The sequence below is a fragment of the Pseudomonas petroselini genome, assembly GCF_045037875.1.
GTDB lineage: Bacteria > Pseudomonadota > Gammaproteobacteria > Pseudomonadales > Pseudomonadaceae > Aquipseudomonas > Aquipseudomonas petroselini.
The window spans coordinates 2,859,206-2,885,136 of record NZ_CP173614.1 but is presented as its reverse complement, the minus strand read 5'-3'; the positions used below and the strand labels follow the sequence as shown (position 1 = coordinate 2,885,136).

Annotated in this window: 24 protein-coding genes; 15 read left to right on the top strand and 9 right to left on the bottom strand. The window is 61.5% G+C overall.

Annotation, left to right across the window (positions count from 1 at the left end):
• Positions 1 to 7 precede the first annotated feature (7 nt).
• From ACI512_RS13560 to ACI512_RS13545, 4 genes are read left to right on the top strand one after another with little or no spacing between them, the layout of a single operon-like run.
• The gene (locus ACI512_RS13560; protein ID WP_236381247.1) at positions 8 to 928 is read left to right on the top strand and encodes a metal ABC transporter substrate-binding protein; all 921 of its coding nucleotides are present in this window, start codon (positions 8 to 10) and stop codon (positions 926 to 928) included.
• Positions 925 to 1,671, top strand: coding sequence for a metal ABC transporter ATP-binding protein (locus ACI512_RS13555; RefSeq protein WP_236381245.1), 747 nt, complete (start codon positions 925 to 927; stop codon positions 1,669 to 1,671). Before ACI512_RS13560 ends, ACI512_RS13555 begins: the two co-directional genes overlap by 4 nt.
• Entirely contained in the window at positions 1,668 to 2,567 is a 900-nt protein-coding gene (locus ACI512_RS13550) for a metal ABC transporter permease (RefSeq protein ID WP_012723288.1), read from the top strand. Before ACI512_RS13555 ends, ACI512_RS13550 begins: the two co-directional genes overlap by 4 nt.
• Entirely contained in the window at positions 2,567 to 3,481 is a 915-nt protein-coding gene (locus ACI512_RS13545; RefSeq protein WP_236381244.1) for a metal ABC transporter solute-binding protein, Zn/Mn family, read from the top strand. The genes ACI512_RS13550 and ACI512_RS13545 overlap by 1 nt, the downstream gene beginning before the upstream one ends.
• A gap of 156 nt (positions 3,482 to 3,637) precedes the next feature.
• On the opposite strand, the gene ACI512_RS13540 is transcribed toward ACI512_RS13545, so the two are convergent.
• A complete protein-coding gene (locus ACI512_RS13540; RefSeq protein ID WP_236380862.1) occupies positions 3,638 to 4,351 on the bottom strand; it encodes a UTRA domain-containing protein in 714 nt (237 codons plus the stop codon).
• A gap of 347 nt (positions 4,352 to 4,698) precedes the next feature.
• Between ACI512_RS13540 and ACI512_RS13535 the strand changes: the two genes are divergently transcribed.
• From ACI512_RS13535 to ACI512_RS13510, 6 genes are all read left to right on the top strand, one after another.
• Entirely contained in the window at positions 4,699 to 5,775 is a 1,077-nt protein-coding gene (locus ACI512_RS13535) for an ABC transporter substrate-binding protein (protein ID WP_012723285.1), read from the top strand.
• A 126-nt stretch (positions 5,776 to 5,901) separates the two neighbouring features.
• Complete coding sequence (locus tag ACI512_RS13530; RefSeq protein WP_236380864.1) at positions 5,902 to 6,708, top strand: alkaline phosphatase family protein; 807 nt, start codon at positions 5,902 to 5,904, stop codon at positions 6,706 to 6,708.
• Entirely contained in the window at positions 6,705 to 7,541 is an 837-nt protein-coding gene (locus ACI512_RS13525; RefSeq protein ID WP_236380866.1) for an ABC transporter permease subunit, read from the top strand. Before ACI512_RS13530 ends, ACI512_RS13525 begins: the two co-directional genes overlap by 4 nt.
• On the top strand, positions 7,528 to 8,328 hold the full coding sequence (locus ACI512_RS13520) for an ABC transporter permease (protein ID WP_012723282.1): 801 nt from the start codon (positions 7,528 to 7,530) through the stop codon (positions 8,326 to 8,328). Before ACI512_RS13525 ends, ACI512_RS13520 begins: the two co-directional genes overlap by 14 nt.
• Positions 8,325 to 9,314: an ABC transporter ATP-binding protein gene (locus ACI512_RS13515; protein ID WP_012723281.1), complete on the top strand. Its 990-nt coding sequence runs from the start codon at positions 8,325 to 8,327 to the stop codon at positions 9,312 to 9,314. Before ACI512_RS13520 ends, ACI512_RS13515 begins: the two co-directional genes overlap by 4 nt.
• Positions 9,315 to 9,344: 30 nt before the next feature.
• Positions 9,345 to 9,998 carry an HAD family phosphatase gene (locus ACI512_RS13510; protein ID WP_236380867.1) on the top strand — a complete coding sequence of 218 codons (654 nt, stop codon included), beginning with the start codon at positions 9,345 to 9,347 and terminating at the stop codon, positions 9,996 to 9,998.
• 133 nt (positions 9,999 to 10,131) lie between these two features.
• On the opposite strand, the gene ACI512_RS13505 is transcribed toward ACI512_RS13510, so the two are convergent.
• Positions 10,132 to 11,094 carry a zinc-binding dehydrogenase gene (locus ACI512_RS13505; protein ID WP_012723279.1) on the bottom strand — a complete coding sequence of 321 codons (963 nt, stop codon included), beginning with the start codon at positions 11,092 to 11,094 and terminating at the stop codon, positions 10,132 to 10,134.
• Positions 11,095 to 11,232: 138 nt separating this feature from the next.
• Here ACI512_RS13505 and ACI512_RS13500 point away from each other — a divergent pair, with 138 nt between their 5' ends.
• Both ACI512_RS13500 and ACI512_RS13495 read left to right on the top strand, forming a co-directional pair.
• Positions 11,233 to 13,314, top strand: coding sequence for a carboxy terminal-processing peptidase (locus ACI512_RS13500; protein WP_012723278.1), 2,082 nt, complete (start codon positions 11,233 to 11,235; stop codon positions 13,312 to 13,314).
• Positions 13,315 to 13,432: 118 nt separating this feature from the next.
• Entirely contained in the window at positions 13,433 to 15,202 is a 1,770-nt protein-coding gene (locus tag ACI512_RS13495; protein WP_012723277.1) for a bifunctional diguanylate cyclase/phosphodiesterase, read from the top strand.
• Here ACI512_RS13495 and ACI512_RS13490 read toward each other — a convergent pair.
• The 4 genes from ACI512_RS13490 to ACI512_RS13475 all read right to left on the bottom strand — a co-directional run bounded on the left by ACI512_RS13490 (position 15,199) and on the right by ACI512_RS13475 (position 17,579).
• Positions 15,199 to 15,570 carry a hypothetical protein gene (locus ACI512_RS13490; RefSeq protein WP_005786715.1) on the bottom strand — a complete coding sequence of 124 codons (372 nt, stop codon included), beginning with the start codon at positions 15,568 to 15,570 and terminating at the stop codon, positions 15,199 to 15,201. The two genes, ACI512_RS13495 and ACI512_RS13490, sit on opposite strands and share 4 nt — an antisense overlap.
• Positions 15,567 to 15,908, bottom strand: a complete 342-nt coding sequence (locus tag ACI512_RS13485; RefSeq protein ID WP_405121841.1) for a multiprotein-bridging factor 1 family protein — start codon at positions 15,906 to 15,908, stop codon at positions 15,567 to 15,569. Before ACI512_RS13485 ends, ACI512_RS13490 begins: the two co-directional genes overlap by 4 nt.
• 97 nt (positions 15,909 to 16,005) lie before the next feature.
• Positions 16,006 to 16,461, bottom strand: a complete 456-nt coding sequence (locus tag ACI512_RS13480) for a YkvA family protein (protein WP_034103060.1) — start codon at positions 16,459 to 16,461, stop codon at positions 16,006 to 16,008.
• 386 nt (positions 16,462 to 16,847) lie between these two features.
• Positions 16,848 to 17,579 carry an FKBP-type peptidyl-prolyl cis-trans isomerase gene (locus ACI512_RS13475; protein WP_012723274.1) on the bottom strand — a complete coding sequence of 244 codons (732 nt, stop codon included), beginning with the start codon at positions 17,577 to 17,579 and terminating at the stop codon, positions 16,848 to 16,850.
• 258 nt (positions 17,580 to 17,837) lie between these two features.
• Between ACI512_RS13475 and ACI512_RS13470 the strand changes: the two genes are divergently transcribed.
• From ACI512_RS13470 to ACI512_RS13460, 3 genes are all read left to right on the top strand, one after another.
• A complete protein-coding gene (locus ACI512_RS13470; protein WP_236380871.1) occupies positions 17,838 to 19,646 on the top strand; it encodes a di-heme-cytochrome C peroxidase in 1,809 nt (602 codons plus the stop codon).
• Positions 19,643 to 20,809, top strand: a complete 1,167-nt coding sequence (locus tag ACI512_RS13465; protein ID WP_236380872.1) for a catalase family protein — start codon at positions 19,643 to 19,645, stop codon at positions 20,807 to 20,809. The genes ACI512_RS13470 and ACI512_RS13465 overlap by 4 nt, the downstream gene beginning before the upstream one ends.
• Positions 20,810 to 20,918: 109 nt before the next feature.
• A complete protein-coding gene (locus ACI512_RS13460; RefSeq protein WP_012723271.1) occupies positions 20,919 to 21,041 on the top strand; it encodes a hypothetical protein in 123 nt (40 codons plus the stop codon).
• Between the two features lie 7 nt (positions 21,042 to 21,048).
• On the opposite strand, the gene ACI512_RS13455 is transcribed toward ACI512_RS13460, so the two are convergent.
• The 3 genes from ACI512_RS13455 to ACI512_RS13445 form a co-directional block, all read right to left on the bottom strand.
• Positions 21,049 to 21,981, bottom strand: coding sequence for a LysR substrate-binding domain-containing protein (locus ACI512_RS13455; RefSeq protein ID WP_064052273.1), 933 nt, complete (start codon positions 21,979 to 21,981; stop codon positions 21,049 to 21,051).
• Between the two features lie 83 nt (positions 21,982 to 22,064).
• Complete coding sequence (locus ACI512_RS13450) at positions 22,065 to 24,074, bottom strand: CocE/NonD family hydrolase (RefSeq protein WP_236380873.1); 2,010 nt, start codon at positions 24,072 to 24,074, stop codon at positions 22,065 to 22,067.
• 87 nt (positions 24,075 to 24,161) lie between these two features.
• Positions 24,162 to 25,745 (bottom strand): BCCT family transporter, encoded by a 1,584-nt coding sequence (locus tag ACI512_RS13445; protein ID WP_236380874.1) that lies wholly within the window; start codon positions 25,743 to 25,745, stop codon positions 24,162 to 24,164.
• Between the last annotated feature and the right edge of the window lie 186 nt (positions 25,746 to 25,931).

Sequence of the window (25,931 nt, the reverse complement as noted above, 5' to 3'; positions counted from 1 at the left end):
ATTGCCCATGTCTACTTCATCCCCCCTGTTGCGCCTGTTGCTGGTTGGCCTGTTCAGCCTGATGCTCGCCCCGCTCGCCAATGCCGAAGCGAGTAAACGCCTGCGAATCGGCATCACCCTGCACCCTTATTACAGCTACGTGGCCAACATCGTCGGCGACAAAGCCGAGGTGGTGCCGCTGATTCCGGCCGGTTTCAACCCGCATGCCTACGAGCCACGCGCCGAAGACATCAAGCGCATCGGCACCCTGGACGTCATCGTGCTCAACGGCGTCGGCCATGATGACTTCGCCGACCGCATGATCGCCACCAGCGAACGCCCGGACATCCCGGTGATCGAGGCCAACGCCAACGTGCCACTGCTGGCCGCTACCGGCAACGCCGCACGCGGTGCGGGCAAGGTGGTCAACCCGCATACCTTCCTGTCGATCAGCGCGTCGATTGCCCAGGTCAACAACATCGCCCGCGAACTGGGCAAGCTCGACCCGGGCAACGCCAAGGCCTACACCCAGAACGCCCGCGCCTACGGCAAGCGCCTGCGCCAGATGCGCGCCGATGCCCTGGCCAAGTTGACCAGCGCCCCCAACCCGGACCTGCGCGTGGCCACCGTGCACGCCGCCTACGACTACCTGCTGCGCGAATTCGGCCTGGAAGTCACCGCCGTGGTCGAACCGGCCCACGGCATCGAGCCCAGCCCCAGCCAGTTGAAGAAAACCATCGATGAACTGCGGGCCCTGGACGTGAAGGTGATCTTCTCGGAGATGGACTTCCCGTCCACCTACGTCGACACCATCCAGCGTGAATCCGGGGTCAAGCTGTACCCGCTGTCGCATATTTCCTACGGCGAATACAGCGCCGAGAAGTACGAAGTGGAAATGACCGGCAACCTTAATACCGTGGTGCGGGCGATTCAGGAGTCGGGCGCATGACGGCGGCGGAGCAACTGAAGGCGGTCAGCGTCGGCCCGACGCTTGAGTTCGATAAGGTCTCCCTGACCTTGGGTCGCACCGCGATCCTGAATGACGTGAGTTTCCAGGTACAGCCGGGCAGCATCCATGCGCTGGTCGGGCCGAACGGCGGCGGGAAAAGCTCGCTGATCAAGACACTGCTGGGGCAAACCCCGCATCAGGGCACGTTGAGCCTGCACTGGCCGACCACGCCCGGCACCATCGGTTATGTGCCCCAGGCCTTGGAGTTCGATCGGGGGCTGCCGATGACCGTCGATGACTTCATGGCTGCCATGTGCCAGCGACGCCCGGCGTTTCTCGGCCTGTCCAAGCAGTACGCCGGTGCTATTGGCGAGGCGCTGGAGCGAGTCGGCATGCAGGACAAACGCAAGCGCCGCATGGGCGCGTTATCTGGCGGTGAGCGCCAGCGCGTGTTGCTGGCCCAGGGGCTGATCCCGGCGCCGCAACTGCTGGTGCTGGATGAACCGATGTCGGCCCTCGACGAAGCCGGTATCCAGGTGTTCGAACGCCTGCTCAATGACTGGCGCCTGGCCGGGATCACCGTGCTGTGGATCGAGCACGACCTGGAAGCCGTGGGCCGCCTGGCCGACCGCGTCACCGGTCTCAACCGCCGTGTGCTGTTCGACGCCACGCCCAAGGAGGCGCTGACCCCGGACCGCCTGCTGACCCTGTTCTCCACCCACCCTCGGAGCCCGGCGCAATGAGTTATGAAGCCTTTCGCTTGATGGTCCAGGGCTGGGCCTCTTCCGGTTACCTGCCGGAGGCGCTGGCCTACGGTTTTGTGGTCAACGCCCTGCTCGCCGGTCTGCTGATCGGCCCGGTGCTGGGCGGCCTGGGCACGCTGGTGGTGGTCAAGCGCTTCGCGTTTTTCTCCGAAGCGGTCGGCCACGCCGCGCTGACCGGGGTCGCCGTGGGCATTCTGCTCGGCGAACCCTACACCGGGCCCTACGGCAGCCTGTTCGGCTACTGCCTGTTGTTCGGCATCCTGCTCAACTACCTGCGCAACCGCACGGGCCTGGCGCCGGATACCTTGATCGGCGTGTTCCTGTCGGTGTCGCTGGCATTGGGGGCGAGCCTGTTGCTGATCCTGGCCGGCAAGATCAACGTGCATATCCTGGAAAACGTGCTGTTTGGCTCAGTGCTGACGGTCAATGGCAACGATCTGGCGGTGCTGGCAATTGTCGGCGCGCTGGTGATGGCCCTGGCGCTGCCCTTGTACAACCGCATCATGCTCGCCAGCTTCAACCCGCAACTGGCGGCAGTGCGCGGCGTGGCGGTCAAGACCCTGGATTACCTGTTCGTGATCCTGGTGACGCTGATCACCGTGGCGGCGGTCAAGGTGATCGGCGCGATTCTGGTGGGGGCCCTGTTGGTGATACCTGCCGCCGCGGCGCGCCTGTTGAGCCAGTCGCTCAAAGGCTTCTTCTGGGTGTCGGTGGTGATCGCCACCGTCAGCACCCTGTGCGGCATCCTGCTGCCGATCATCTTCGACCTGCCGATCCCCTCCGGTGCCGCCATCATTCTGGTCGCCGGTATTGCCTTCGCCCTGGCCGCCATCGCGCGCGGCACCGTGCCCAGCCTCAAAGGGAACCTTGGATAATGCGCTCCGCTCTTCACCCCCTGGCCCTGGCCATCGCCTGCTTATTCACTACGCCATTGATGGCGACCGAAGCCGCCAAACCCGCTGCCCACGCGGCAAAACCGGTCAAAGTGCTGGCCTCGCTGCCGATCACCTACGGCCTCGCTGACGTGCTGCTCAAAGGCACCAACGTGCAATTGGAGCGAGCCGCTCCGGCCAACTTGCCCGGTTCGCGCCAGGTGTCCTACTTCACCGGCCGCGGCGCGCAGGCCCTGAGCACGTTGGCGCTGGACGCCGACGCCGCCATCGGCCTGCGCTCGCTGTGGGCCGATGACCCGCTGTACCCAGTGGCGCGACGCAGCAATATCCGCATCGTTGAAGTCGACGCCGCCCGCCCGGTGGACGGCGGTTTGCCGGGCATCGCGGTGCAGCCAGGCGTCACCGATGGCCTGAACAGCCAGCCGTGGCAGTCGAGCAACAATATGGGCCGCATGGCCGATGTACTGGCCGCCGACCTGAGCCGCCTGGCGCCCACCGCCAAGCCGAAGATCGACGCCAACCTCGCCACCCTCAAGCAACGCCTGCTCAAGCTCACCGCCGACAGCGAAGCGCGACTGGCCAAGGCGGATAACCTGAGCGTGGTCAGCTTGAGTGATCACTTCGCGTACCTGGTCAGCGGTTTAAATCTGGAAGTGCTCAGCACCGACGCACGGCCTGACACCGATTGGACGCCCGAGGCGTTGCAGGCACTCAGTGCCGAGTTGAAGGACAACGACGTCGCGGTGGTGCTGCATCATCGCCAGCCGAATGAGGCGGTCAAGGCCGCGGTTGGAGCCGGCGGTTCGCAGTTGCTGGTGCTGAATGTCGACGGTGCGGAGCCGGTGACAGAGCTGGAAACCAATGTGGACCAGGTGATCAAGGCGCTCACACCCTGACATCTGAATAAGATTGTTGTAGTGAGCGGGCTTGCCCCGCGCTGGGCGGCGAAGCCGCCCCAAAACCCGACACCGCGGTACACCTGACACACTGAGGGGGGCTCGGTTGGGGCGGCTTCGCCACCCAGCGCGGGGCAAGCCCGCTCACTACACGTCTTAGACCACATCCACGCCGACGTGGATGGCATCGTGCCGCCAGAACTCCAGGTCGCAGTCGATCAAACGCTGGTGCTGGTCATAGTTGACCCGGGCGATCCGCAAGCCTGGGCTGCCCACCGACACGCGTAACGCGGCGGCCGCTTCCACCGGCAGTGACGTCGGCACGATTTCAAAGCGTACGCGTCCGTAGTGCAGGTTGTACTTGCGCGCATACAGTTCGGTCATCGACTGATTCAAATCGCAGTCCAGAATCCCCGGAAAATACTGCGGGTTCAGGTAGTGCTCCACATACAACACTAAGCGCCCATCAATCCGCCGGCCCCGGCAAATCTGGATCACGCTGGACAGCGCCGGCAGCTGCAACCACGCACACACCGCCGCCGACGCCGGTTGCAGCCGTGCAGAGATCACTTCGGTGGACGCCACGCGCCCCTGGTCGCTGACCATCGCGTGAAAATGGCTGCGCTGCATCAGGTTGTAGGCCAGTCGCGGCGGCGAGACAAACCAGCCGCGCCGCTCCTCGCGATAGATCTGGCCTTGGGCCTCCAGTTGTAACAAGGCTTCCCGCACCGTGATCCGAGTGGTACCAAACAACTCGCTGAGCTTGCGCTCGGCGGGCAGTTTGCTGGCAGGCGGCAACAGGCCGTGGTCAATCTGCTCTTGCAGCGCCAGGCCGATGGAGGTCACCGCCTTGATTGCCTCATCTCGCATCAACGTTACCTATCTGGACTAGACCAGCACCGATGAGGTGCACAAACCGCTCCGTAATCGGGCTTGCCTGACTGCATGCCAGCCTAGGCATTACAGATGACCGATAGATGACAGTCCGTGTACATCTTCCACAGCACACCCTGCAATACATCGGCCAAGTCCAATCCCTACGGGCACTTGGGCATGGTCTACGCTAAGTCAGCGCGCAGCGACATCAGCGCTTTGAAAACGACATCGACATGAAACTGTCATCCATCGCGTCTAGATTGGCTCAGGTATTGCTCTGACCTAGACCAACAACACCGTCGAAACAAACGCCGCGTTGAAAACGCCCAAAGGAGCTTCGGATGAAACAGCTTTTCCTGGCATCACTGTTAGGCTCGACCATTGCCATGTGCACCGCCGCCATGGCCGCTGATACCGATCTAAAAACCCTGGAAGCTGCCGCCAAGGCAGAAGGCGCTGTAAACAGCGTCGGCATGCCCGATGACTGGGCCAACTGGAAAGGCACCTGGGAAGACCTGGCGTCGAAGTACGGCCTCAAGCACATCGACACCGACATGAGCTCGGCCCAGGAAATCGCCAAGTTCAAGGCGGAGAAAGACAACGCCAGCGCCGACATCGGCGACGTCGGCGCGGCGTTCGGTCCAATCGCGGTGAAGCAGGAAGTCACCCAGCCGTACAAACCGTCCACCTGGGCCCAGGTGCCGGATTGGGCTAAAGACAAAGACGGTCACTGGGCATTGGCCTACACCGGCACCATCGCGTTTATCGTCAACAAGAAGCTGCTGCACGGCTCTGAAGTACCTACAAGCTGGGCTGACCTGCAGAGCGGCAAGTACAAGGTCTCCATTGGTGACGTAAGTACCGCGGCGCAAGCGGCCAACGGTGTACTGGCAGCCGCCATTGCCAATAAAGGCGACGAAAAGAACATCGCCCCCGGCCTGCAATTCTTCACCAAGATCGCCCAGCAAGGCCGTCTCTCGCTGTCCAACCCGACCATCGCCACCATGGAGAAAGGCGAAGTCGAAGTGGGCGTGGTCTGGGACTTCAACGGCCTGAGCTACAAGGCCAAGATGGCCAACCCGGATGACTACGTGGTGTTGATCCCATCGGACGGCTCGGTTAAATCCGGCTACACCACCATCATCAACAAATACGCCAAGCACCCGAACGCCGCCAAGCTGACCCGCGAGTACATCTTCAGCGATGCCGGCCAGCTCAACCTGGCGAAAGGCAATGCACGTCCGATCCGCGCTGAAACCGACCTGAAACTGCCGGCCGACATCGCCAAGAACCTGATCCCGGGCGAGCAGTACACCAAGGCCAACCCGCAGCCGATCAAGGATGCCGATGCGTGGGAAGCGACGTCCAAGAAGCTGCCGCAGCTGTGGAACGAGCAGGTCATCGTAGAAATGAAGTAAACCTGCCACCCACATTGGAGCTCCACTGGAGATCCAATGTGGGAGGGGGCAAGCCCCCTCCCACACTTGAACCCAGATTCACCAGGAATATTGAGTCAAGTCCATCGTTGCGGAGCGCCAGCCCCCATGAAGCACAATGTCATCCTAGTCGTGCTCGACGGCCTGAACTTCGAGGTTGCCCGACACGCCATGGGGCACTTGCAGGCCTATGTCGGCGCAGGACGCGCAGCCCTCTACAAACTGGAATGTGAACTGCCCGCCCTGTCCCGCCCGCTGTATGAGTGCATCCTGACCGGCGTGCCTCCCATCCAGAGCGGCATCGTCCACAACAACGTCTCGCGCCTATCCAACCAGCGCAGCATTTTCCATTACGCCACCGACGCCGGCCTTACCACGGCAGCGGCGGCCTACCATTGGGTCAGCGAGTTGTATAACCGCACGCCCTTTCTCGCCGCCCGCGACCGTCACACCGACGACACGGCGCTGGCGATCCAGCACGGGCATTTCTACTGGAATGACCACTACCCGGATTCCCACCTGTTTGCCGATGCCGAAAGCCTGCGCCTCAAGCACGCGCCGAACTTCCTGGTGGTGCACCCGATGAACATCGACGACGCCGGCCACAAGCACGGCCTCGATACGGCGCAATACCGCAACAGCGCACGCTCGGCCGACATCATCCTGGCCGATTACCTGCAAGCCTGGCTCGACGCCGGTTACCAAGTGCTGGTGACTGCCGACCACGGCATGAACAACGACCGCTCCCACAATGGCCTGCTGCCGGAAGAACGCGAAGTGCCGCTGTTTGTGCTCGGCGATGCCTTCAGCCTGGACACCCACGCTACGCCCAAACAGACCGAGCTGTGCGGCACCGTCTGCGAACTGCTGGGCGCGCCCCACGACAAACCTGTGTGCCGGGAGCTGTTGAAATGATCCGTGGTAAATGGCTGGCACTGCTGTGCCTGGTGCCTTTCGCACTGTTCTTTATCGTGTTCGAAATCGCCCCGTTGGTGTGGGTACTGATCAACAGCCTGCAGACCGAGGAAGCCGGCTGGGGCCTGGAAAACTTCACGCGGATCTTCAGCTCGAAGTTCTACCTGCAAGCGATCCAGTTCAGCCTCGAGATCAGTTTCTACTCGAGTGTCTTCGGCATCGTCATCGCCACCCTGGGCAGTTACTCCCTGCGTCGGGTGGATTCGCCGCTGCGCAATTTCGTCACCGCCTTCGCCAACATGACCAGCAACTTTTCCGGTGTGCCCCTGGCCTTTGCGTTCATCATCCTGCTGGGGTTCAACGGCAGCATCACCCTCATGCTCAAGCAGGCGGGGATCATCCAGGACTTCAACCTCTACTCCAAGACCGGGTTGATCATCCTTTACACCTACTTCCAGATTCCATTGGGCGTGCTGCTGCTGTACCCGGCCTTCGACGCGCTGCGCGAAGACTGGCGTGAGTCGGCGTCCCTGCTGGGCGCCAACGGATGGCAGTTCTGGCGGCATATCGGCTTGCCGGTGCTCACCCCCGCCCTGCTCGGTACCTTCGTGATCCTGCTGGCCAATGCCCTCGGCGCCTATGCCACCGTCTACGCCTTGACCACCGGCAACTTCAACGTGTTGCCGATCCGCATTGCCGGGCTGGTGTCCGGTGATGTGTCGCTCGACCCGAACCTGGCCAGCGCCCTGGCCGTGGTGCTGGTGGCGTTGATGACCGTGGTCACCGTGGTCCATCAACTGCTGCTCAAGAGGAGCTACCATGTCTCGCGCTGAAGCCGGCCCGGCCTCCCTCTACCACCGCGTGGTGGTGTACCTGCTGTTTGCGATCCTGGTGTTGCCGCTGATCGGCACCTTTGTCTATTCCATTGCCAGCAGTTGGTCGGCGACGATCCTGCCTGCCGGTTTCACCGTGAAATGGTACGTGCAGCTGTGGAGCGACCCGCGCTTCCTGATGGCCTTCGGGCAGTCATTGCTGGTGTGCGTGGGCGCGCTGATCCTCTCGGTAGTGTTGATTTTGCCGCTGCTGTTCGTGGTGCATTACCACTTCCCCCGGCTCGACGCACTGATGAACATCCTCATCCTGCTGCCCTTCGCGGTGCCGCCGGTGGTGTCGTCGGTGGGCTTGCTGCAACTGTATGGCTCCGGGCCGATGGCGATGGTCGGTACGCCGTGGATCCTGATCGGCTGTTACTTCACCGTCGCACTGCCGTTCATGTACCGGGCGATCACTAACAACCTGCAGGCGATCAACCTGCGCGACCTGATGGACGCCTCGCAACTGCTCGGTGCCAGTACTTGGCAGGCGGCGATCCTGGTGGTGCTGCCGAACCTGCGCAAAGGCCTGATGGTGGCGCTGTTGCTGTCGTTCTCGTTCCTGTTCGGCGAGTTCGTGTTCGCCAACATCCTGGTGGGCACCCGCTACGAAACCCTGCAGGTGTACCTGAACAACATGCGCAACAGCAGCGGCCACTTCACCAGCGCCGTCGTGATTTCCTATTTCTTCTTTGTGCTGGTGCTGACCTGGGCCGCCAATATCTTGAACAAGGACAAAAGCCAATGAGCTTCGTCAGCGTCCAACACCTGCAAAAAGGCTACGCCGGCACCCCGGTGTTCAGTGATATCAACTGCGAGATCGCCAAGGGCGAATTCGTCACCTTGCTCGGCCCATCCGGTTGCGGCAAGTCCACGCTGCTGCGCTGCATCGCCGGGCTGACCTCGGTCGACAGCGGGCAAATCCTGCTCGACGGCCAGGACATCGTCCCGCTGAGCCCGCAGAAACGCCATATCGGCATGGTGTTCCAGAGTTATGCGCTGTTTCCCAACATGACCGTGGAACAGAACGTCGCCTTTGGCCTGCGCATGCAAAAGGTCAACGCCGACGACAGCCACAAGCGCGTGCAGGAAGTGCTGCAACTGGTCGAACTCAAGGACCTCGCCGGCCGCTACCCGCACCAGATGTCCGGCGGCCAGTGCCAGCGCGTGGCCCTCGCCCGCTCCCTGGTGACCCGCCCGCGCCTGTTGCTGCTGGATGAGCCGCTGTCGGCGCTGGATGCACGGATCCGCAAGCACCTGCGCGAACAGATCCGCCAGATCCAGCGCGAACTGGGCCTGACCACCATCTTCGTGACCCATGATCAGGAAGAAGCCTTGACCATGTCCGACCGGATCTTCCTGATGAACCAAGGCAAGATCGTGCAAAGCGGCGATGCCGAGACCCTCTACACCGCACCGGTGGATGTATTCGCCGCCGGGTTTATCGGCAACTACAACCTGCTGGACGCCGACAAGGCCACGCAACTGCTGCAACGCCCGATCAACAGCCGTATCGCCATTCGCCCGGAGGCCATCGAGCTGAGCCGCAATGGCGAACTCGACGCCCTGGTGCGCAGCCACAGCCTGTTGGGCAACGTCATTCGCTACCGCATCGAAGCGCGCGGCGTGGAACTGGTGGTCGACGTGCTCAACCGCTCGGCCGACGACCTGCACCCGGACGGACAACGCCTGGCACTTTCCATCGACCCCAGTGCCCTGTGTGAAGTAGCCTGATGCAACGTTTTATTTGAGAGAGCATGACGGATGGCATTGGTAATTTTTGATCTGGACGACACCCTCATCCACGGCGACTGCGCCACCCTGTGGAGCGAGCAGATGGGCCGGCTGGGCTGGGTCGATCCCGAGTCGTTCATGCGCAAGAACCACGAATTGATGGAAGCCTACAGCCGGGGCGAGCTGAAGATGGAAGACTTCATGGACTTCAGCCTGGAGCCGATGATCGGCCGCACACCGGCAGAAATCGAGCACTTGGTGGAGCCGTGGGTCGAGGATGTGATCGAGCCGTTGATCTACAGCGACGCCACCCAGACCATCGCCCGCCACCGTGCGAATGGCGACCGGATTCTGGTGATCTCCGCCTCGGGCACGCACTTGGTCACGCCGATTGCGGCGCGAATCGGCATCGATGAAGTGCTGGGGATTGAACTGGACGTCAGCCATGGCGTGTACAGCGGGCGTACCGTGGGTGTCCTGACGTATCGTGAAGGCAAGATCACGCGGTTGCTGGAATGGCTGGAGCAAGAAGGGGAAACATTGGAGGGCGCGTATTTCTATTCGGACTCGCGCAATGATTTGCCGTTGCTGAGTAAGGTGGAGTTTGCGCAAGTCGTTAACCCTGACCCGGTGCTACGCGCCCACGCCGAACAGGCAGGCTGGCCAATCCACCATTGGATCTGACCCTCTTGAATTGAAATGCAATCAAATGCGGGAGGGGGCTTGCCCCCGATGGCGGTCTGTCAGATGAAACATTCTTCACTGATACACCGCTATCGGGGCAAGCCCCCTCCCACATTGTTCACCGCATCCCCATTCAGCTCAGGCTTTCGTCAATCACCAACACCAGCTTTCCGGAAATCTGATTCGTCGCCAGCGCTTCAAACGCCGCCTCAGCGTCCTGGATCGAGAAGGTCTTGGCCAATTGCGGGCTCAAGCGGCCCTCAACAAACAACGGCCACACGTGTTGGCTCAAATCACTGAACAGGTCCGCCTTGAACGAGTCGTCACGACTGCGCAGGGTCGAACCCAACAATTGAATGCGCTTGCCCAGCACCTGGGCCAAGTCCAACTGCGCGTCACGACCGCCCATCAAGCCGATCAATACCCAACGCCCATCCAGGGCCAGCAGCTTGAGGTCCAGCGCCGCATAGTTGCCGCCCACCGGGTCAAGAATCACATCGAACGGCCCGAAATCCCGTAGCCCTTCGATCCCATCGGTCCGTACCACGCCGCCCTGGGCGCCGAGTTCCTCACAATAGGCCAGGCGCTCCGCCGAGCCGACACTGACCCAGCACGGGCTGCCAAACGCCTTGCACAACTGGATCGCCGCGGAACCCACGCCGCTGGCGCCGGCGTGCAACAGCACTTTTTCACCGGGCTTGAGGCCCGCCAGCTGGAACAGATTGAGCCACGCCGTGCTGTACACCTCAGGCAACGCCGCCGCTTCGATCAGCGACAGGCCTTCCGGTACCGGCAATACGTGGCGCGCATCCACCACCACTTCTTCGGCCATGCCGCCACCGGCGAGCAACGCGCAGACGCGGTCGCCGACTTGCCAGGATGAGCCTGCGCCCACTTCACTGATCACTCCGGAACACTCAAGGCCCAACACGTGACTGGCGCCCGGTGGCGGTGGATAGAGCCCCGCACGCTGTAATAAATCGGCGCGATTGAGGCCCGCTGCCGCCACACGAATGCGAACTTGCCCTACATCGCAGGTAGGACTGGGTTCTTCCAACCACTCCACATGACCGTCAACGCCTTGCAATGCTTTCACAGTGCCTCCATAGTGAGTCTGGACTGAGCCCGTAGCTGTATCGCCGGGCTTTTTGCATTATGCGACCGGACCATATGGAACCGGCTCCCTCAAAGACGGCCTAATATGCGTTATCAATTGCCCCCGCGTCGAATCAGCATGAAGCATTTGTTCCCCAGCACCGCCCTCGCTCTTTTCATTGGTCTCGGCTTCGCGTCGATGTCGACCAATACGTTCGCAGCCAACAGCTGGGACAACCTTCAGCCGGATCGCGATGAGGTGATTGCCAGCCTTAACGTCGTCGAACTGCTCAAGCGTCATCACTACAGCAAGCCGCCGCTGGACGACGCTCGCTCGGTGATCATCTATGACAGCTACCTCAAGCTGCTGGATCCGTCGCGCAGCTACTTCCTGGCCAGCGATATCGCTGAGTTCGACAAGTGGAAAACCCAGTTCGACGACTTCCTCAAGAGCGGCGACCTGCAGCCCGGCTTCACCATCTACAAGCGTTACCTGGACCGTGTCAAAGCGCGTCTGGACTTCGCCTTGGCCGAGCTGAACAAGGGTGTCGACAAACTCGACTTCACCCAGAAGGAATCCCTTCTGGTGGACCGCAAGGACGCCCCTTGGCTGACCAGCACCGCCGCACTTGACGACCTGTGGCGCAAACGCGTCAAGGACGAAGTGCTGCGTTTGAAGATCGCCGGCAAAGACCCCAAGGCTATCCAGGAGCTGTTGACCAAGCGCTATAAGAATCAGCTGGCGCGTCTGGACCAGACCCGTGCCGAAGATATCTTCCAGGCTTACATCAACACCTTTGCGATGTCCTACGATCCGCACACCAATTATCTGTCGCCAGATAACGCGGAAAATTTCGATATCAATATGAGTCTGTCGCTGGAAGGCATCGGTGCCGTCCTGCAAAGCGACAATGACCAGGTCAAGATCGTGCGCTTGGTGCCGGCGGGTCCGGCAGACAAGACCAAGCAAGTGGCGCCTGCCGACAAGATCATCGGTGTGGCCCAAGCCGACAAAGAGATGGTTGATGTCGTCGGCTGGCGCCTGGACGAAGTGGTCAAGCTGATCCGTGGGCCGAAAGGCAGCGTGGTGCGCCTGGAAGTGATTCCGCACACCAATGCACCGAACGACCAGACCAGCAAGATCGTGTCCATCACCCGTGAAGCGGTGAAGCTCGAAGACCAGGCCGTGCAGAAGAAAGTCCTCAACCTCAAGCAGGATGGCAAGGACTACAAGCTGGGCGTGATCGAGATTCCGGCCTTCTACCTGGACTTCAAGGCGTTCCGTGCCGGTGATCCGGACTACAAGTCCACCACCCGCGACGTTAAGAAAATCCTCACCGAGTTGCAGAAGGAAAAAGTCGACGGTGTGGTCATCGACCTGCGTAACAACGGCGGTGGTTCCCTTCAGGAAGCCACCGAGCTGACCAGCCTGTTTATCGACAAAGGCCCGACGGTGTTGGTACGCAACGCTGACGGCCGCGTGGATGTGCTGGAAGACGAGAACCCGGGCGCCTTCTACAAAGGCCCGATGGCATTGCTGGTCAACCGCCTCTCGGCCTCGGCTTCGGAGATTTTCGCCGGTGCCATGCAGGACTACCACCGCGCCTTGATCATCGGCGGCCAGACCTTCGGTAAAGGCACCGTGCAGACCATTCAGCCGCTGAACCATGGCGAACTGAAGCTGACGCTGGCCAAGTTCTACCGGGTTTCCGGGCAGAGCACCCAGCATCAGGGCGTACTGCCGGACATCGATTTCCCGTCGATTATCGACACCAAGGAAATCGGCGAAAGCGCCCTGCCGGAAGCCATGCCGTGGGACACCATCCGCCCTGCGATCAAGCCGGCGTCGGATCCGTTCAAGCCGTTCCTGGCGCAGTTGAAAGCTGATCACGACACCCGCTCCGCCAAGGACGCCGAGTTCGTGTTTATCCGCGACAAACTGGCCCTGGCCAAGAAGCTGATGGAAGAAAAAACCGTCAGCCTCAACGAAGTCGACCGCCGCGCGCAGCACAGCGACATCGAAAACAAGCAACTTGCACTGGAAAACATCCGCCGCAAGGCCAAGGGTGAAGATCCACTCAAGGAGCTGAAGAAAGAAGATGAAGATGCGTTGCCGACCGAGGCCGACAAGACCAAGCCGGAAGACGACGCCTACCTGGCCGAGACTGGCCGGATCCTGCTGGACTACCTGAAAATCACCAAGCAGGTGGCCAAGCAGTAAATGATGGCGATTTAATGTGGTCGCTCCTCGGAGTGTCATCATATAGACATCATTCTGTCGTGAAATGAAGGACCGCTGGCTTCTCGCCTGCGGTCCTTTTTTTTCGATCGAGATCGCCATGACCATGACCGAACAGCTGAATGCACTGGGCTCTATCTTGGCTCAAGGCAGTTTGCACAGCCTGTTCCAACCGATCATCTGCCTCTCCGAACGACGAATCCTTGGCTACGAAGCCCTCAGCCGCGGCCCCTCCAACAGCCCACTGCACTCCCCCGTCGCCCTCTTCTCGGTGGCCAGCCATGCGGGACGTCTCAGCGAACTGGAAATAGCTTGCCGCGAAAGCGCCTGCCGACGCTTCAGCGAACAGAAGCTGCCGGGCAAGCTGTTCCTGAACATTTCGCCGGAATCCTTGATGGAAACGGCGCACCAGCCGGGACGCACGCTGCAACTGCTGCGCGACTATGGCATTCCACCCAGCCAGGTCGTGATCGAGCTCACCGAGCAGACACCCACTGACGACTTCGACCTGCTGCAAACCGCCCTGCATCACTACCGCGACATGGGCTTTGCCATCGCCCTCGATGACCTGGGCGCCGGCTATTCCAGCCTGCGGCTGTGGTCGGAGTTACGCCCGGATTACGTGAAGATCGACCGGCACTTCATCGACGGCATTCATCAGGATGCGCTCAAGCGCGAGTTTGTCGGCTCCATCCTGCAGATCGCCAAGGCTTCGCGTGCCCAGGTGATCGCCGAAGGCATCGAGTTGCCGGAGGAGTTGGCGGTGCTGACGGAGATGGGCGTGGATTTGGTCCAGGGCTACCTGCTCTGCCGCCCGCAGGAACACCCACCACAAGAAGCACGCAAGATGCTGCCCAAGCCCGACACAGCCAACATTACCCTCACGGAAGAAGGCAGCGACCTCAGCGCCTTGCTCAGCGAACACCCGGCGGTGGACCAGGACACCGCCACCGCCCAAGTGCTCGAAGCGTTTCGTCGACAGGCCAACCTCAACTCCCTGGCTGTGCTGGACGGGCGCGGGCAGCCGATCGGTATCGTCCATCGGCACTTATTGTCGGATGCGCTGCTCAAGCCGTTCGCCACCGACCTGTTTGCGCGCAAGCCCATCAGCCGCCTGATGAGCACCGACTTCCTGGCGGTGGAGTTGAGCCAGTCGCTGCAACAAGTCAGCCGCCTGCTCACCAGCCGCGCGCGGCAACGTATCGAAGAAGATTTCATCATCACGCTCAATGGCGACTACCTGGGCCTGGGCCGGGTGATCGACGTGCTCAAGCTGATCACCGAGCTGAAGATCCAGCAGGCGCGCTACGCTAACCCGCTGACCCTGCTGCCGGGCAACGTGCCGATCCAGCAGTGCCTCACACGCCTGCTGCAACAACAACGGGAGTCGGTGATCTGCTACGTGGATATCGACAGTTTCAAGCCGTTCAATGACATCTATGGCTACGGGCGTGGGGATGAGGTGTTGCTGTGCCTGGCGCAGTGCCTGAATGACCGCGTCGATCCCACCCGTGACTTTGTCGGGCATATCGGTGGCGATGACTTTTTGTTGGTGCTGGGTCCGCAGGATTGGCGCAAGCGGCTCAATCAATTGCTGGATGACTTTCACACCCAATGCCGGCGCTTCTACCGCGCCGAGCACCTCGACGCCGGCTGTTTCGTGGCGTTGAACCGCCAGGGTGTGCGCCAGGAGTTTGCGCTGCTGTCGCTGTCCATCGGCGTGGTGCATTTATATCCACAGGCCTGTGGACAACTCGATGCCAGCCAGTTGGCGGAACTTGCCTCGCAAGCCAAGCACCATGCCAAGGACGTGGCCGGTTACAGTATCCATGTGATCGACAGCATGGACGCCCTGCCCCAGGCGCTTTAGGCCTCGGCGGATTCCGGGTATTCGTATTCGAATACCCGCACCACTTCCGATGCATGCCAGGAGGCAGCGGCCACGCCATCGGAGGGTCCGCTGAAACGGCCAAGCCGCTCCACACATTCAAAAAAACCGGTACGCGGCAAGCGGCTGGCGCCCTGGCTGATCACCAGCGAGCTGCGCAAAGGTTGCTCGGCCTTGGCATCCAGCGCCGCCAGGTGTTCCAGGGCCGCGGCCAGGGTTTGCATGGCCGGCGTAGGAAATTGCAGGCGTTCCAGCAAGGCGCGGTACGTCAGCAGATGGCGCTGGCGACGCGCCTGGTCCAGTTCGTTGAGTAACCCATCCCAATGTTGACGGCTGATACGTAGGCTCAAGATTCATCCCTCCAACCTGCAACGCCCAATTCCCAGGCCAGGCTGCGGCGGATCGCGGCATCCGGCTGGCGTTCACCACTTTCAATCAATCCAAGATATGACGGGCTGATGCCCACGGTGCGGGCCAGGGTCTCGATAGCCAGGCCCTTGGCTTCGCGCAGGCCGCGCAGGTCTGCGAGCGGGCGCAGATCCTGTCCGGGGGCGGCTTGGGCAGTCGATTTAGAAGGAGGTTGCGTAGGTTGTTGCTGACCGGCAGCTTTTAGCAGCGCCTGGTACTGATTCCATGGCAACACCGCGTATTCGGGTTCGCCATTCCGTGAAATTATCTGAATATCCATGACTGCCCCGTAGGATAACAACACTTACTAAGTAAGCTCTTTCCTTAGGAGTGTAATCCTAACCGCCACAAAGGTCGCAGGGGGATAGCCCGTGTCATCAGTTTTTTTGCGGGTTTTCCTTGGACAGCAGCGCAGGCGTCGCAGGCAGGCGCTCAACCACGGCGAGTTTTTCCGGACGCTGGGCGTCACGCCAGGCGCGAAAGGCGCTCAGTTCGCCTTCCAGGGTCTTCATGACCCACGCCAACACAGCGATGTCGTCGAGCATGCCGAACATGGGGATAAAGTCCGGGATCGCATCGATCGGGCTCAGGAAATACATCAACCCCGCCACCACCGAGATCAGCGCTTTGGGACTGATCGCCCGGTATTCGCCGCGCCAGTAGGCCAGGCACAACGCCTGAAGCAACTTGAGGTCATCCTTGAGCTTGCCCAGGCGATTGCCCTGGCTCGAGCCTTTGGCGGCGACCGCGAACAACAGCGTCGGCAGACGGCCGCGCCCCAGAAGACGTGCGGCCATGGGCAGGAAACGGGTGAAATTGAAGGGTGGTTTCATTTGTCACTCCAGTTCCAGGCGACATGAAAGGTTATCCACACAAATTGTGGATAACCTTGTGAACAGAGCCCATTTTCCGGGCTGAAAGCCACGGATTACATGGCTTTCAGTCAGATCGGGCGTTTTTTGCGCACTGAAGAAAAACCCAAGATTTCATTGACTTGGCGTTGATGTGCGGATAGCCGTGCTCAGGTTTTATATCAGACTGTTGCCCGCTACAGACGTTCGTTCGGATCTGCAGAGGCTTCAATGTGGGAGGGGGCTTGCTCCCGATAGCAAGAGATCAGCCACTGCATAAGGTGACTGTCCACCGCCATCGGGGGCAAGCCCCCTCCCACAAACAACAACGCCCCGTCGAGACGGGGCGTTGTGTGTTCAGGCGCCGATTACTTCTTGGCGGCGGGTGCTGCAGGAGCTTCAGCCTTGGCTGGGTCCTTGATGGCCAGCAGTTCCAGGTCGAATACCAGCACGGAGTTGGCTGGAATCGCCGGGCTCGGGCTCTGTGCGCCGTAGGCCAGGTCGGAAGGAATGTACAACTCGACCTTCTCGCCGACGTGCATCAGTTGCAGGCCTTCGACCCAACCCGGGATCACGCCGCTGACCGGCAGGTCAATCGGGCTACCGCGATCTACGGAGCTGTCAAAGGTAGTGCCGTTGGTGAGCTTACCGGTGTAGTGCACAGTCACCACGTCAGTCGGCTTAGGCTGAGGGCCATCGGCTTTCTTGGTGATCTTGTACTGCAGACCGGAAGCGGTGGTGACGACGCCGTCTTTCTTGGCGTTGTCTTCGAGGAATTTCTTGCCGGCGGCTGCCGACTCTTCGCTCATCTTGGTCATGCGTTCTTCAGCACGCTTTTGCAAAGCGGCAAACGCTTCAACCAGCTCGTCATCTTTGAGCTTCTGTTCTTTCTTGCCGACGGCATCTTCGATGCCTTGGGCTACTGCTTTGGAATCCAGGTCATCCATGCCTTCTTGGGCAAGGCTCTTGCCCATGTTCAGGCCGATGCCATAGGAAGCTTTCTGCGCCGGGGTTTTCAGCTCTACGCTGGTCTGCGAATCACAACCCGCAAGTACCAGGCTAACCAGGGCCACCGCCGCCGCCAACCGATGCTGTTTCATGCTATTTCCTTGTTCATGCGCCAAAAGGGCAATCGAATAAAGTCGCGAGCTTATCAGGCGGCCACGACCAATGGCTACCGGCATCTGAGCAGGAAACTTCTGATAAGTTCACGTGTTTAAAAGCATTTTCATTCATGATGGGGTCCCGCGAAGGATCGTGGGACCGCCGACTACCAGGCTCATGGCCACTTGCCGCACTTGTGGCGTAGTGGCATAACAACGCGACCCGTCGACAAGACCGAGACAAGGATAGCCATCTTGCGCATTTTTTCCCGTGTTTTACTCCTGATACTCGCCGCACTGGGCCTGATTCTGGCCGTGGTGCTCTATTACACCCTCAACCCCAAGCTACCGGACTACGTGCCTGTGGAGCAGGTGCACTACCAGGACCAATGGAGTGCCGCCGACCGCCAGACCTATTACTTCACGCCCCAGGGCACTCAAGTAAAAGGCCTGCACTACGACTGGTTCACCGCCCTGGAACTGCCGTTTTCCGAACAACGCTTCGCCACGCCGGAGTATCTGGCGCGCTTCGGTTTCCTGGTCGACCCCAAGCAGGTGCCCACCGCGCAAAACCCCGGCAACCTGCCCGTGGGTTTCGCCCGGCATAAAAACGCCGACAGCAACGTCGACTACCTGGATATCACCTGCGCCGCCTGCCATACCGGCGAATTGCATTTCAAAGGCCAGGCCCTGCGCATTGACGGCGGCTCGGCCCAGCATGTGCTGCCCTCCAGCGTTCCCACCCTGCGCGGCGGCAGTTTCGGCCAGGCCCTGGTCGCCAGCCTCGCCGCCACCTATTACAACCCGTGGAAGTTCGAACGCTTCGCCCGCCAGGTGCTGGGCGACCGCTACGACGCAGAGCACAAGCAACTGCGCCAGGACTTCAAGCAGTCTCTGAACACGTTCCTCAAGGTGGCCTGGAACGACACCCACCGCGGCCTCTACCCCACCGAAGAAGGCCCCGGCCGCACGGACGCCTTTGGCCGTATCGCCAACGCCAGCTTTGGCGATGCCATTTCCCCGGACAATTATCGCGTCGCCAATGCGCCGGTGGACTACCCGCAATTGTGGGATATCTGGACCTTCGACTGGGTGCAATGGAACGGTTCGGCGCAGCAGCCCATGGCGCGCAATATCGGTGAAGCCCTGGGCGTGGGCGCGACCCTGACCTTTTTCGACGCTGCCGGCCAGCCGCTCCAGGGCGATGCACGCTACCCGTCGAGCGTACGCGTGCGCGACCTCAACCTGATTGAAGAAACCTTGCAGCGCCTCAAGCCGCCGACCTGGCCCGAGGACTTGTTGGGCGCCATCGATAAGCCGCTCGCCGCCCAAGGCCGTGCACTCTTCGCCGAAAACTGCGCCGGCTGCCACGTCCCCAGCGTCACCCAGGAAAACGGCCGCTCGGTGCAACAGCTGAAAATGCTGCCGGTGGACTACATCGGCACCGACCCCGGCACCGCCAGCAACATCGCCGACCAGCGCTATGACCTCAGCGCCCTGCAATGGGACCCGGCGGAACTGGCCACACTCAACGTCGAACTGCACCCCACGCCGACCGAGCCGCTGGACCTGAAAAAGATGTCCGTGGCCAAGGGCCTCGCCTACGTCACGGCCTTCGTCGAAGCGCATGCCTACCGCGCCGCCGGCGTGACCCCGGCCGAGCGCCCGCGCCTGGACGGTTACGGCCTGCCCATCGGCGTGCGCGAGCTGCGCGCCTACAAAGCGCGGCCACTGGCCGGCGTGTGGGCGACACCGCCGTTCCTGCATAACGGCTCGGTGCCGACGATCTACCAGTTGCTCTCGCCTCAGGACGAGCGCAGCGTCACCTTCTATAAAGGCACCTTCAACTACGACCCGCGCCATCTCGGCTTCGAGACCGCGGCATTCAAGAACGCCTTTCTGTTCGATACCAAAATCACCGGCAACCACAACAGCGGCCACGAATTCCGTGCAGGCGCTCGTGGCAATGGCGTCATCGGCCGTGGCCTGCTACCGCAGGAACGCTGGGCGCTGCTGGAATACCTCAAAGTGCTGGGCGGCCCGTTGGAGCAACAACTGCCATGATGATTCGATCCCGATACGACCAACCTTCCCTGCTCGCCCGTCTCTGGCTGCGCATCGGCAGGTTTCTCGGCAAGACCTTACTGTGGCTGGTTGGCCTCGGCCTGCTCGGTTGGCTGGGCGCCAGCGCCTGGTACGCCTGGCAGCACAGCGGCCCGGTGTCGCCGAACGAGCAGATCCCGCCCGGCGAAGCGGCGATGACCCAAGGCATCATCCAAACGGCCGTGCGCATCGTCGACCAGCATCGCGAAGGCACGCGCTACCTGCGTGATGCCCACGCCAAGGCCCATGGCTGCGTGAAGGCCGAAGTCAGCGTGCCGGCCGATCTGGACCCGACGCTGCGCCAGGGCGTGTTTGCCGAGCCGGGCAAGACCTGGCAGGCGCTGATGCGCCTGTCCAACGGCAACGCCTACCCGCAGTTCGACAGCATCCGTGATGCACGCGGCATGGCGCTCAAGCTGCTGGACGTGCCGGGCAAGCAACTGCTGGCCGACCAGCAGACACGCACGGAACAGGACTTCGTGATGTTCAGCCACCCGAACTTCTTTGTCAGCGATGTGGCGGAATACGCGCAGAACATCGGTGCGCAGGCGGACGGCAAAAAAGTCCTGGCGTTTTTCCCCAAGGCTGACCCGCGCAGTTGGCAGGTGCGTCATTTGTTTATCGCCCTGGCCACGCTGGCGCCAGCGCCGGCCAGCCCGACGCAGACCACCTACTTTTCAGTCTCGCCCTACAAGTTCGGCAGCGCCAACGCCAAGTTCCGCGTCGCACCCGACCCGCAGAGCTGCCCGGAATATCAACTGCCCAAACAGAACCAGGACCTGCCGAATTTCCTGCGTAGCGCGTTGAGCCAGCAGTTGTCCACCGATCGCAAGCCTGCGTGTTTCGTGTTGCAGATTCAGCGGCAGAACCCGCAGAAATTCATGCCGATCGAAGACACCAGCATCGAATGGAAGGAGAGCGATGCGCCGTATGAAACCGTGGCGAAGGTGCGTATCCCGGCGCAGGATTTCGACACGCCCGAGCAGAACCTGGCGTGCGACAACCAGTCGTTCAACCCTTGGTTCGGCGTTGCGGACCACCGCCCCATCGGCGGCATCAACCGCTTGCGCAAAGCCGTGTATGAAGCGGTCAGCGATTACCGCCACAGCCGTAACGCCCCGTAAAGAGTGCATAACAATGGGCCCGACGGCGTAAGGATTGCGTCGGGTCTATTGAGCCGTTTTCACCCCGCCACTACCGTGAATACCTACCCATCACCCGTAGGAAATCACCGTGGAAAACTCAACCCTCGGCATGCTCGTACTCACCCTTATTGCGGTGTTCGGCACCGCGTCTTTTTGCTTTGAACACCTGGCAACACGCCAGACCAAGAAGAAAAAGACGGCTCAGCCTTGACCCTCAGTCAACGCGCCCCCGCCTCAGCGGTCTGAGCCAGCAACCATTGACGAAAACTGCGCACCGCCAACGGCGGGTTGCGGTGGTGGGGTTGCATAAAATGCAGGCGGCCGCGGCTATGCATGGTGTGGGGCAAGGCCATTTGCAGGCGCCCGGAACCAAGGTCACTTTCCAGCAAGCTCTTCCAGCCCAGCGCGACGCCGTGCCCCATCACCGCCGATTGCATCAACAGTTGATAGCTGTTGGTACGCAAGGCATGGCGCGGGGTGTAGTAGTCGGCGCCGACGTCAGCGAACCAGTCGGTCCAGGTCAGCCAGTCGTGATAGTGGTCTTCCACGATCAGCAAGGTGTGGGCATGCAGCAGATGGTGCGCATCGCGAATAGGGCCGTGGCGCTCGATGTAGCCAGGGCTGCACACGGTGATGACCTGTTCGCTGTCGAACACCGGCGACAGTTCCAGGCCGTGGGGCGCCGGGAGTTCGTCCAGGTGATAGAACAAACCCAGGTCATATTCACTCACATCCAGGCGGCCGGGGTTATCGCTGCACAGGATGCGGATATCCAGGTCCGGGTGTTCGCGCTGGAAGTCCGGCAATAAACCGGCCAGCCAGATAGAGCTGATGGTGGGCGTGCTGGCCAGGGTCAACTGGCGATCGGCGCCGCGACGGCGCAGCTCGGCGGACTCACGGTCCAGTTCGCGCAACAGGCGCTGGATGGTGCGGAAGTAACGCACCCCGGCAGGGGTCAGGCTCAGGCCCTGGGCCAGCCGATAAAACAGCGGCCGGGCCAGGTCCTCCTCGAGTCGCTTGACCTGGCGGCTGACCGCGCTCTGGGTCAGGTTCAGTTCATGGGCGGCCTGGGTGAAGCTCAAATGACGGGCCGCCGCTTCGAAGGTCTGCAGGCAGTTGAGCGGGGGAAGATCGACGTTTCGGCGCGACATGAGCAATTCCATTGGCAATTACGGGCCTGGGTTTGCCCAGGCCCGCAGAGATCACGTTGGCAGGCATCCTGCCAGTTGCTCGCTCAGAGCGCGACCCTGGCCACACGTTTACTCCATTGCCGGCGGTGTTCCAGTTGGCCGTTTTCCCAGGCTGTCTGTTCCGCTTCGAGGTAGAACCACTCGGCATCGGCATGCACGCTCAAGTGGCTTTCCACTTCCACCGTCCACTGGTCACGGCCGACACGGTAGTGCCATTCAATATCGGCACGGGTCGACAGCGGGTCCCAGGGCAAGGTGTGATATTGCTCGGTGCAACGTTGGTCCACCCATAGGCCATGGTCGGTAAAGCGCATGGCGCCCAGGTCATCTTCGATCTTCACGCAGACTTCGCCACTGCCGACGTCTTCGATCAAGGTGCGTTTCGGCGCGGCGGCGCGCAGTACCTCCAGGTTCGCCGGGGTCGACGATTGTGGTGCTTCGAACGGGCACTCCACCGCGTCGCCGGTGAATACCGGCAACTGCAGGCTGTGCAGGGTCGGCAGCAAGGTCAGCGTGGTCAGTTCGCGGCTCGGCCACAGCAGCGGGAAACTCGCGGTGCTCAGCGCCAGGCGCAAACGGCAGCCGGCGGGCAGGCGCATGCCGATGTGGTCGAGGTTCAGGTGCACGTCCATCGCTTCACCCGGCACTACCGGTGTTACCTGGGAAAGGTCCTCGCGAAGCGTGAGATTAAGCACGCCGTAGCTGATCTGCGTGACCTGGCCGTCCGGCGCCACCGCATTCAGGCGCGCGACCAATTGCCCGCAGGCGGTGTCGCTGGCCAGGCGCAGCGTGAGGCGCGCATCGCCGAGCAGGGCCAGGGGCTCGGTCAGCGGTTGGGAATCGAAGCACAGCGAGTGGGCGTCATCGCGGCGCTGGTCCGTCGGGCCGTCGGGGCCAAACCAAATGGCACAGTATTCGCCCTGATGCAGGCCGGTGGTCAGCGGCGAGCAGATACTGCGCGGCGTGACCAAGGGCTGCGCGCCGGCAGTCAGGCCGTGCTCGCCGAGGCTGAAATCGGTCCATTGCACCTGCGGATCCGGCCAGCCCGACGTCTGCCCCCAGATCCCCGGCCGCTCAGCATAACTGCCCTTCGGCGGCAGAATATCCTGTAGGTAAAAGGTGCAAGATGCGTCATCCATCACCCCGTTATCGATGTCCTTTAACCAGTGATCCCACCAGCGTTTGGCTTCTTGCAGAAAGCCGATGGCCGGATTGGGCACGGCGAAATGCGGGTATTTGTGAATCCATGGGCCGATCATGGCTTTCTTCGGCCCTGGCAGGTTTTCCATCAGGCGCGAAACGGTATTGCGGTAGGCATCCCCCCAACCGCCCACCGCGTAGACGGCGGCTTTGATCTGCGAGTAGTCCTCGCACACCGAGCCGTGGCGCCAGTAGTCATCACGGGTCTGGTGGTGCAGCCAGGTTTCGGCGAGCAGCGGCATGGCTTCCAGGCGTTGGTGCCAGAGGGTTTTCCAGTCGTCGCCAACCAGCAGAGGATCGGGCACCGCCGCGCTGAAGTTGAGCATGGTGGCGGCCCAGCCGAAGTTCTCCATCAACAGGTTGCCGCCCTTGTAATGGATGTCGTCGGCGAAGCGGTCATCGGTGGAGCAGAGGGTAATGATTGCCTTCAGCGCCTCGGGCTGGCGCGCCGCGACTTGCAGGCCGTTGAAGCCGCCCCAGGAGATACCCATCATGCCGACGTTGCCGTCGCACCACGGCTGGCGGCACAGCCAATCGATCACCTCGAGGGCGTCCTCCTGCTCCTGCAGCAGGTACTCATCGGCCATCAGCCCTTGGGACTCGCCATTGCCGCGCATATCGACGCGCACGCACACATAGCCCTGCCCCGCCATCCACGGGTGGGTCAGCGCATCGCGCACGGCGGTGCCATCGCGTTTGCGGTACGGCAGGTACTCCAGAATCGCCGGGAAGGTTTGCGGGCCGGCGACTTCCGGCAGCCAGATGCGTGCGGCCAATTGCGTGCCGTCCTTCAAGGGGATCAGGCAGTGCTCGATTTCACGGACCTTGTAGGCAAACTCGGTAACGATTTCCATCGGTAACTCCAAACGCGTTTATTGCAAACAAACGGCTCCCCCGCGCCCGGAGGGGAGCGTACGGGGGAGACACACAGGTTGTCGGGCTTAGCGGGCGAATGCCGCGACGGGGCTGGCGCCACGCAGCTCGGGCTCGGTGGTCGGCCTGAGGTTTTTCACATCGAGCAGCGCCGGGTTCTTCAGCCAGAAGATCAGCGAGGTACTGGCCAGCAACACCAGGATCATCCCGGGCAAGCCACCGAGGTTGGAAAGCATCTTCACGCCATCGACGCCGACAAACGCGACCATGACCCACGATACCGAGCCGATGATCAGGCCCCAGACGATCTTCAGCAGCGGGTTGCCGTCCAGGTCGGAATCGGCGGTCACGCCTTTGCTGCACAGGTTGGCGATCACATCGGTGCTGGAGTCTGCCGCGGTGACGAACGAGATAAACGCCACGAACAGCAGGAACGCAATCATCAAGCCGCTGGCCGGCAATTGCTGGAACATCTGGTACAGCACGTGCTCCACGCCCTGCTCGTTCAACACACGGTTGAGGCTGCCATCACCCAGCGCGTCGAAGTAGAGGCTGGTGCCGGAGAAGATGCAGATCCACACCGCCGTGAACAACGCCGGGTAGAGCATGTTGATGTGGATGAATTCGCGCACGGTGTAGCCGCGGCCGATCTTGCCGAGGAACAGCGCACTCACCGGGGCCCAGGCAAACCACACCGACCAATAGAACACGGTCCAGCTGTGCGGCCAGGTGTCGCCACTGGCGGCGCCGGTGAACAGGCTGCGGCTGAAGAAGGTGTCGAGGTACACGCCGAGGGACTCGACGCCCAAGCTGAACATGTAAAGGGTCGGCCCGCACAGCAGCACGAACAGCCCCAAGGCGAGCATGATCCAGGTGTTGAACGACGACAACATCACAATACCGCGCTGCAAGCCGCTGGCGGCCGAGGCGACAAAGGTGATGACGATGATCGTGATGATGATGGCCAGGCGCAATGGGGTGGTTTCACCGCCGATGTATTGGGCCATGCCACCGGCCAAGGTCAGCGCGCCAGTGCCCAGGGACGAGGCCATGCCGGCCACCAGCGCGAACATCGCCAGGGTGTCGATCAGCCCGGCATAGCGCTTGACTCGCGCTGCGCCCAACAGCGGCTCGAGCATGGCGCCGATGGAGAAGTTGCTGCGGCGGTTATAGAACACCAGCGCAAACACCAGCGACGGCACCAGGTAGATGGCGTACGGAGTGATGGTCCAGTGCAGGAACATCGTCGACATGGCAAAGCTCTTGGCCGCCGAGCTGCCCGCTTCGATCGGCAGGCTGGTGGGTGGGCCGTACAGGTGGTAGAGCGGTTCGGCGGTGGTCCAGAACAGCACGCCCACTGCCAGTGTGGTGCAGAGCGCCACCATGAACCAGCGCCATTTGCTCAGCAAAGGCTGGGCGTCTTCACCGCCGATACGCACTTTGCCCAGCGCGGAGAAGTAGACGATAGCGGTCAGCACCACCATGGCAAACGAGCCGGCGCTGAACAGCCATGAGAAGTTTTTCAGGATCAGGTTGTTGAGCTGTTTGCTGACCGCAAGGAATGCATTCAGGTCGACGTAGCTGGCGATCACCGCCGCCAGCAGGATCAGGAAAGTTGGCCAGAACACCAACGGACGCAGTGGATATTTCATGTAGAGCCATTCCCCTTGCAGACTATTTTTTGTGTTAGAGAGCGGGCACCGCAGCATCCTGCTGCAGTGAGTCGCCTGAAAGTCTTTCGCGTGGCTATAGATAAACGTTTAACCGGCCAAGGGCGCAATCAACCAATGTGCATAGGGGTATTCCCCCACGTCATGACGCACCCGCACAGTTCAGGG

Excerpts from the sequence above, each read along its gene's own strand:
- ACI512_RS13560 (WP_236381247.1), top strand. The coding sequence starts at position 8 with ATGTCTACTTCATCCCCCCTGTTGCGCCTGTTGCTGGTTGGCCTGTTC.
- ACI512_RS13555 (WP_236381245.1), top strand. The coding sequence starts at position 925 with ATGACGGCGGCGGAGCAACTGAAGGCGGTCAGCGTCGGCCCGACGCTT.
- ACI512_RS13550 (WP_012723288.1), top strand. The coding sequence starts at position 1,668 with ATGAGTTATGAAGCCTTTCGCTTGATGGTCCAGGGCTGGGCCTCTTCC.
- ACI512_RS13545 (WP_236381244.1), top strand. The coding sequence starts at position 2,567 with ATGCGCTCCGCTCTTCACCCCCTGGCCCTGGCCATCGCCTGCTTATTC.
- ACI512_RS13540 (WP_236380862.1), bottom strand. The coding sequence starts at position 4,351 with ATGCGAGATGAGGCAATCAAGGCGGTGACCTCCATCGGCCTGGCGCTG.
- ACI512_RS13535 (WP_012723285.1), top strand. The coding sequence starts at position 4,699 with ATGAAACAGCTTTTCCTGGCATCACTGTTAGGCTCGACCATTGCCATG.
- ACI512_RS13530 (WP_236380864.1), top strand. The coding sequence starts at position 5,902 with ATGAAGCACAATGTCATCCTAGTCGTGCTCGACGGCCTGAACTTCGAG.
- ACI512_RS13525 (WP_236380866.1), top strand. The coding sequence starts at position 6,705 with ATGATCCGTGGTAAATGGCTGGCACTGCTGTGCCTGGTGCCTTTCGCA.
- ACI512_RS13520 (WP_012723282.1), top strand. The coding sequence starts at position 7,528 with ATGTCTCGCGCTGAAGCCGGCCCGGCCTCCCTCTACCACCGCGTGGTG.
- ACI512_RS13515 (WP_012723281.1), top strand. The coding sequence starts at position 8,325 with ATGAGCTTCGTCAGCGTCCAACACCTGCAAAAAGGCTACGCCGGCACC.
- ACI512_RS13510 (WP_236380867.1), top strand. The coding sequence starts at position 9,345 with ATGGCATTGGTAATTTTTGATCTGGACGACACCCTCATCCACGGCGAC.
- ACI512_RS13500 (WP_012723278.1), top strand. The coding sequence starts at position 11,233 with ATGAAGCATTTGTTCCCCAGCACCGCCCTCGCTCTTTTCATTGGTCTC.
- ACI512_RS13495 (WP_012723277.1), top strand. The coding sequence starts at position 13,433 with ATGACCATGACCGAACAGCTGAATGCACTGGGCTCTATCTTGGCTCAA.
- ACI512_RS13485 (WP_405121841.1), bottom strand. The coding sequence starts at position 15,908 with ATGGATATTCAGATAATTTCACGGAATGGCGAACCCGAATACGCGGTG.
- ACI512_RS13480 (WP_034103060.1), bottom strand. The coding sequence starts at position 16,461 with ATGAAACCACCCTTCAATTTCACCCGTTTCCTGCCCATGGCCGCACGT.
- ACI512_RS13475 (WP_012723274.1), bottom strand. The coding sequence starts at position 17,579 with ATGAAACAGCATCGGTTGGCGGCGGCGGTGGCCCTGGTTAGCCTGGTA.
- ACI512_RS13465 (WP_236380872.1), top strand. The coding sequence starts at position 19,643 with ATGATGATTCGATCCCGATACGACCAACCTTCCCTGCTCGCCCGTCTC.
- ACI512_RS13455 (WP_064052273.1), bottom strand. The coding sequence starts at position 21,981 with ATGTCGCGCCGAAACGTCGATCTTCCCCCGCTCAACTGCCTGCAGACC.
- ACI512_RS13450 (WP_236380873.1), bottom strand. The coding sequence starts at position 24,074 with ATGGAAATCGTTACCGAGTTTGCCTACAAGGTCCGTGAAATCGAGCAC.
- ACI512_RS13445 (WP_236380874.1), bottom strand. The coding sequence starts at position 25,745 with ATGAAATATCCACTGCGTCCGTTGGTGTTCTGGCCAACTTTCCTGATC.